General features: G+C 58.2%; 4 protein-coding genes. 1 reads left to right on the top strand and 3 read right to left on the bottom strand.

Annotated features, from left to right (window positions below; all coding sequences use genetic code 11):
• Nucleotides 1–971 precede the first annotated feature (971 nt).
• The 3 genes from AC1RQI_RS03565 to uvrD all read right to left on the bottom strand — a co-directional run bounded on the left by AC1RQI_RS03565 (nt 972) and on the right by uvrD (nt 4,690).
• Nucleotides 972–1,244, bottom strand: a complete 273-nt coding sequence (locus AC1RQI_RS03565) for a hypothetical protein (protein ID WP_481903677.1) — start codon at nt 1,242–1,244, stop codon at nt 972–974.
• A gap of 9 nt (nt 1,245–1,253) precedes the next feature.
• Nucleotides 1,254–1,655 carry a type II toxin-antitoxin system YafO family toxin gene (locus tag AC1RQI_RS03560; RefSeq protein WP_481903676.1) on the bottom strand — a complete coding sequence of 134 codons (402 nt, stop codon included), beginning with the start codon at nt 1,653–1,655 and terminating at the stop codon, nt 1,254–1,256.
• An 881-nt stretch (nt 1,656–2,536) separates the two neighbouring features.
• On the bottom strand, nt 2,537–4,690 hold the full coding sequence (uvrD, locus tag AC1RQI_RS03555) for a DNA helicase II (protein WP_481903675.1): 2,154 nt from the start codon (nt 4,688–4,690) through the stop codon (nt 2,537–2,539).
• 311 nt (nt 4,691–5,001) lie between these two features.
• Between uvrD and AC1RQI_RS03550 the strand changes: the two genes are divergently transcribed.
• Entirely contained in the window at nt 5,002–6,615 is a 1,614-nt protein-coding gene (locus AC1RQI_RS03550; protein ID WP_481903674.1) for a methyl-accepting chemotaxis protein, read from the top strand.
• The last annotated feature ends 8 nt before the right edge of the window (nt 6,616–6,623 follow it).

Raw genomic sequence — 6,623 nt, 5'->3', positions numbered from 1 at the left:
ACCATCGTGTCCTGGTCGATGTTGTAGGGGATGAATCGGGGCATGCGAACAGCTCCTTGTTGCTCAGTGCCAGCCTAGCAAATCGGGGGTTTTTCTACAGCCTCAACGCTTAGGTAACCGGCGCCGGAGCGGCAGCGGAGGGGACCAAAAGCGCAAGCTTTTGGCGTCCGGTTGACCGCCTTGTTAGTGGCGGGTCCTACGCAAGCCTGCTCCCCAGCACTAAACACAAACGCCTACGCCGATGCCCCTGCACCAGCTGCCGCCGGCACTCCATGATTGAAATCACCGCGACGGTTGCGGTGAACGGACCTGGACTCAAGGGTAGCCGATCTGCAACTGGCTTTCGCCGAACAGCCCCACGACCGTGGCACCAAATCTTCTTCCCAGACAGAACTCGGCTAAGCTACCAACTCCCTCTCCGATGCTGACGGCCTTGGCACACAACCAACGAAAGGAACGGAGCCACAGCCCACTAACGTTGAGCTAACCGGCGCCGTAGCGAAGCGAAGGGGACCAAAAGCGCGAGCTTTTGGCGTCCGGTTGAGCGGCTGGTTAGTGGCGGGGCTATACTGATGACCGATTCCCCGGCACGGAACCCAACCGCCTACTCGAAAGCCCTCGCACCAATTACCGCCGATGCTCCAGGAATGAAACCAACGCCACTGTTGCGGTGGATGAACCAGAACGCAAAGCTGGACGACCCCAAATCAGTTCTCGCCGGACAGCCCCAAGACTATGGCACCCAATTTTTACCCAGCACAATATTCGGCTGAGCTAGCAATTCTATCTCCGATGCTGACGGCCTTGGCCGAGCACCGACATTTCCGGTTTTCTGGCCACTTTCCGCCAAGGCCCCTGGCACAAAGCCCACGAAAGGCCCGGAGCCACAGCCCACTAACGAAATGCGCAGCGGCCGGTTTTTGGGCGCACAGCGCCGAAAAACCGGTCCGACTGCCGCTACTTGTTAACCTCTAACCTTCACTCCAAAGTTCAGATTCATCATTTGGCAGCTGCCTTGGCTTGTAATCGATATCAGAAGTTTCAGGCCATTTGACATCTAGAGAATTCTTAAATTCTTGAAGATTAACAAACGCAGCTACATGGCCATATTCTAATGACTCCCACATCTCCCCATTCCAATAAAGAAAATCATATACTCCAGCTGCTTCCCCAAGCTTTACGGCCACGAAGTATAGACCTTCTTCACTTGGACTTCCTCTCTTCCAGTTTAGCTCAATACTCATTTTATTCTCCTAAAATTTTTCTCTAAACCTATCAGCGATATCGGAAATCTCCAGCAAATAATGCGGATTCCGAGCATATACACCATGCGCGTCAGTCAAGAAACCGAGGAGAAGAAAATAGTTTCTATTAAAAAATCCCTCGCAATATATTAACGCCGTATTACTGGTCTTATCGAATGATATTCTTTTAAGCGGCCATTTCTTCGATGTATTGTCTTTAACATGAATATGGTACATTCCTGCTTTCTTCACCTTGTCGGGAAAGTCATACGTAGTATCCCGACCAAACGTTTCATGAGGCACACCTGTCCTTTTGTACTCCTTAAATCTGGATACAACAATATCCAGCTTCTCTTTATCCAAACTTTCTTTAAATTCTGAACTCACAAAAACCTTAACTTCCCTGTCCATCTAAATTACTCCATCTCCACAAATTTGACTGAGTTGCAGTTTTTTGAGTGTGTCATAGTTCTCTGTTCAGTTTTTCGAGCGGACTTCCTTAAATCCTCCTGCGTAACCTTTTTATGCTCACGTTCCTCATAAAAAAAGACTTTCTCTTTTTTTATGTGTACTGCCTTTCTTGGTTTCATCCATCTATCTCCTTGATGGTTGGTTTGTGGTTAACAGAGATTAGTGTGCCCGCACCGATATTCAATATCGTTGCCCGCTCAATAACTCCGCCTTCAGGCATGAGCATCAACGCCTGAAGACGTTTTAATAACAATAACCTACGAAGTTTCAGTCCGCCAAGCATGTAATCGCGTGACCTCTCATTTTTGCTCACTCAATAATACTGTACAGAAAAACAGCTTTTCTCGAGAAAGCCATGGACCGGCAGAAGGCACAGCCGCGCCTGAGGGAACACGTCCGCGACGCCATTCGGCCCAACCGTTACAGCAGTGGCGTCGAGGAGTCCTACTGGAACCGGATCCGCTTCGTCATCCGGTTCCAACAGATGCGCCGTGCCAGCGAGATGGGAGTCAATGGGGTGCGGGAATGCCTACCGTGGCTTGCGATTCACGCGCGGAGGGGGGGGCGTACAGCAAAGAGGCTCACCATGCGTTCCCCGTTACCCTGCCCTTGGTGCTTAGGCGCAAGTACCCGATGGCGGGAATATCTTTCGGCTGGCCGTGGTTAGTCCCTTAGCCTGGGCTTTGCCAACGTTGCCAGCCCGCTGGGCTGGGGCCGCTTTTGGCCACGCTACCGCCCCGGCAGACATGAGTCACCGTTCAATCAGCCTAGCGCGGTCCGGCTGGGTTGCCAACCACATGCCGGGCGCCAGCGGCTTCCGTTCAGGCCGGCTCCAGCGGAGCATAGGCCAGGACCAGCCACTTACTGCCTTCCGCAAAGTTCACCTGCACCCGGGCGTGGCTGCCCGCGCCCTCGGCGTTCATCACAATGCCTTCACCGAATTTGGGATGCACCACGCGCTGGCCGAGCTGGAAGCCGGTTTCCGTTTCGTTGCTCCCGGCGGAGCCGGCGTTGCTGAACATGGTAGGGCGGCTTACCGTATTGCGCAGGCGGACTTCGCGCATGTGGTCGTCCGGAATCTCGCGGATGAACCGTGAGGGCGCGTTGAAACGCTCCTGGCCGTAGAGCTTGCGGGATTCCGCGTAGGTCAGGGTGAGCTTGCGCATGGCCCGGGTCATGCCGACATAGGCGAGGCGGCGCTCTTCCTCCATACGACCGGGCTCTTCGGCGGACATACTGTGCGGGAACAGCCCCTCCTCCATACCGGTCAGGAAGACCATGGGGTATTCCAGGCCCTTGGCCGAATGCAGGGTCATGAGCTGGACGCTGTCCTCGTCCTCCTCGGCCTGGGATTCCCCGGCATCCATGGCGGCGCGGGCCACGAACTCGCTCAGCGGGTTCTGGTCGTCTTCCACGCGGAACTCACGGGTCGCGCCCACCAGTTCGTCCAGGTTCTCCACCCTGGCCTGGCCTTTCTCGCCCTTCTCCTTGCCGTGGTAATCCCTCAGGCCGGTCTCGCGCACGGCGCGCTCGGCCAGGCTGTGCAGGGGCTGGTTCTCGTGGTTGTCCGCCAGATTCTCGATCAGGTCCACAAAGGTCTGCAGGCCGGTGCGGGCCTTGCCCTTGAGCAGTTGATGATGGAGCAGGTTCACGGTCGCCTGCCACAGCGAGACCCCCTCCCGCCCGGCGGCCTCGCGCACCGTCTCCAGCGCCTTGGCGCCCACGCCCCGAGTGGGGATGTTCACCACGCGCTCGAAGGCGGCGTCGTCGTGGCGGTAGTTCACCAGCCGCATGTAGGCCAGGGCATTGCGGATCTCCTGGCGGTCGTAGAAGCGCAGACCACCGTAGACCCGGTAGGGAATGCCCTGGCGCAGCAGCGACTCCTCCAGCACCCGGGACTGGGCGTTGGAGCGGTAGAGGATGGCGCACTCGGAGCGGGCGTTGCCCTGCTGGGCCCAGTCGCTGATGGTATCGGCGATGTAGTTGGCCTCGTCCTGCTCGTTGAAGGCGGCATAGAGGTCGATGGGCTCGCCCGTTTCACCATCCGTCCACAGGTCCTTGCCGAGCCGCCCCTGGTTGTTGGCAATGACGGCGTTGGCCGCCTCCAGGATGGTCTGGGTGGAGCGGTAGTTCTGCTCCAGCCGCACCATCCGGCTGCCCCCGAAGTCCTGCTGGAACTGCTGGATGTTCTCGATGCGCGCGCCACGCCAGCCGTAGATGGACTGGTCGTCGTCACCCACAATGGTCAGCGGCACCCGGTCGCCACTGAGCACCCGCAGCCAGGCGTACTGCACGGCGTTGGTGTCCTGGAATTCATCCACCAGCATGTGCCGGAAGCGGCTCTGGTAGTGGGCCCGCAGTTCCGGCTTTTCCAGCCACAGCTCATGGGAACGCAGCAGCAGCTCACCGAAGTCCACCAGGCCGCTGCGCTGGCAGTTCTTCTGGTATTCCCGGTAGACGTTGATCAGGGTGGTGGTGAACACATCCCCGTGATCCTCGATGTGGTCCGGGCGCAGGCCCTCGTCCTTGCTGGAGTTGATGAACCACTGGGCCTGTTTGGGAGGCCAGCGGCTTTCATCCAGCTGCAGTTCGCGCATCACGCGCTTGACCAGGCGCAGCTGGTCGTCCGCATCCAGAACCTGGAAGTTCTCCGGCAGCCCGGCATCCTGGCAATGCGCCCGCAGCAGTCGATGGGCCAGGCCGTGGAAGGTGCCGATCCACATGCCGCGGGTGGGGAGCTGCAGCATCTCCTCAATCCGCCCCCGCATCTCGCGCGCGGCCTTGTTGGTGAAGGTCACGGCCATGATGCTTGAAGCCGGCACCTGCTCCACCTGGATCAGCCAGGCAATACGGTGCACCAGCACCCGCGTCTTGCCACTGCCGGCGCCAGCCAGAACCAGAACGTGGCTGTCCGGCGCGGTCACGGCCTCGCGCTGAGCGTCGTTGAGGGGATCGAGGATGGAAGAAACATCCATAGTGCCACTGGGCCCTTTAGTGGTGAATGGGTGAAGGTGCCCCAGTATAACAGCCAGCGCTGTTCAGGTATCCAGTATCCCTGACGCCCAGGCATTGCACTCTGCGCCCGAACTGCTATTGATGTGGCTACAGGGAATAAAATTGTTACGGCGTTGCGGACACTAGCAAACCAGGAGGGATGAACTAGCAGTAACGGCCACCAGCTGCTAAAACTGAGAAACCGTCGTTTTACAATCGAACACGATGCAGGGCCCCGAATCGGCAGGCGATTACGATATAATGACATTCTAATTAAAGGTTGTGTGCTGCGATGCTACAGAGACTCTCAATAGCCCTGAAACTCGCCCTGCTGGTCGGAATCACCGTTATTGCCCTGATAGCAACCCAGGGATACAACCTGTACACCCAGAGCCAGAATGCCGATCGCCTGCACGAGGTGAACGAGGAGCTCTACCCCACCATGGAGCTCGCCACCGTGAACCTCGGGGAACTGGAACTCATGGAGGCGGAAATCAATTCCGCCGTCACCACCGGCAATGAAGACAAGCTGGCTCAGACCAAGAGCCACCATAAGACGATCCAGAACAACCTGTCGGAGCTCAAAAAAACCGCGCCCGAGATGAGCGGACGGTTCAACCAGCTTTCCAACGATCTGGAACGCTACTACAGCGAAGCCACCCGCATCGCCTCCGCCTTCATTGAGGGCGATGCGGATATGAGCGCTCTGAGCGAGGATGCCTCGGCCAACTCGGACCGGCTCAAGGAGCTCAAGCGCGATATGACCAAGCTTCGCGACGAGGCCCGCTCCGCGTTCAACCAGTCCATTGATCATACGGTCGCCTCCACTGAGCGCAGCACCACACTGGGGCTGACCATTGCCACCATCGCCGTCGTGGCGCTGGTGGTGGTGAGCCTGCTCATTTCACGCTCGATCACCACCAGCCTTAACCGCGTTATCAACCCTCTGAGGGACATGGCTTCCGGCGCAGGGGACCTGACCTCGCGTATTGATTACGACGGAAAGGACGAACTCCGGGAGCTGGTGACCCACTTCAACGCCTTCATCGAGAAGCTCCACACCGCCTTCAGTACCATTTCCACTGACGTGGAGGGTCTGGAAGACGTCTCCCGGAAGCTTTCGGAGACCAGCAGCACCAACCTGACCCGCATCAACGAGCAATCCTCGGCCATCGCCTCAGCCCGTAATTCCGTGGACGAGCTGGTCAAGAGCGTGGAAGAGGTAGCCAGCTTTGCCACCAACGCCTCCGAGCAGACACAGGGGGCCGCCGAATACGCCAAGAGCGGCAAGGACCACGTCGCCGGTAACGTGCAGACCATCCAGGACCTGGCTCAGGAGATCGACCAGTGCGCCGAGCTTGTTAACCAGTTCGAGACCCATTCCAACAAGGTTGCGGGCCTGCTCGACACCATCAAAACCGTAACCGAACAGACCAACCTCCTGGCCCTCAATGCGGCCATTGAAGCCGCTCGCGCTGGCGAACACGGCCGGGGCTTTGCGGTTGTGGCGGACGAGGTCCGGAACCTGGCCGTGCGTACCCAGACGTCAGCCCAGGAGATCGAGACGGTTATTTCCGAGCTCTCCAACCTTGCGGAGTCCTCGGTCAAGGCCATGCAGGGCAGCGTTGAGAAGGCCCGCGCCGGCGTTGATGCCACCCGCGAATCCGGCGAAGTGCTGCAGAGCATCCTGGAGAACGTGGAAAGCATCAGCAGCATCAACGAACAGATCGCGGCGGCCACCCATGAACAGACGGCCACGTTCAACGATGTCGTGAACAACATCACCGACATTCACAGCAACGCTGAACAGGTCATTGAGACCACCCAGGAACTGGACCGGGCCAGCCAGGACAGCCGGGAGATCACCCAGCGCCTGCACCAGATTGCCTCCCAGTTCCGCGTCTAACCCCGAAC

The organism is Salicola sp. AFF1 (genome assembly GCF_056783195.1).
This window is presented reverse-complemented; position numbering and strand designations above follow the sequence as displayed.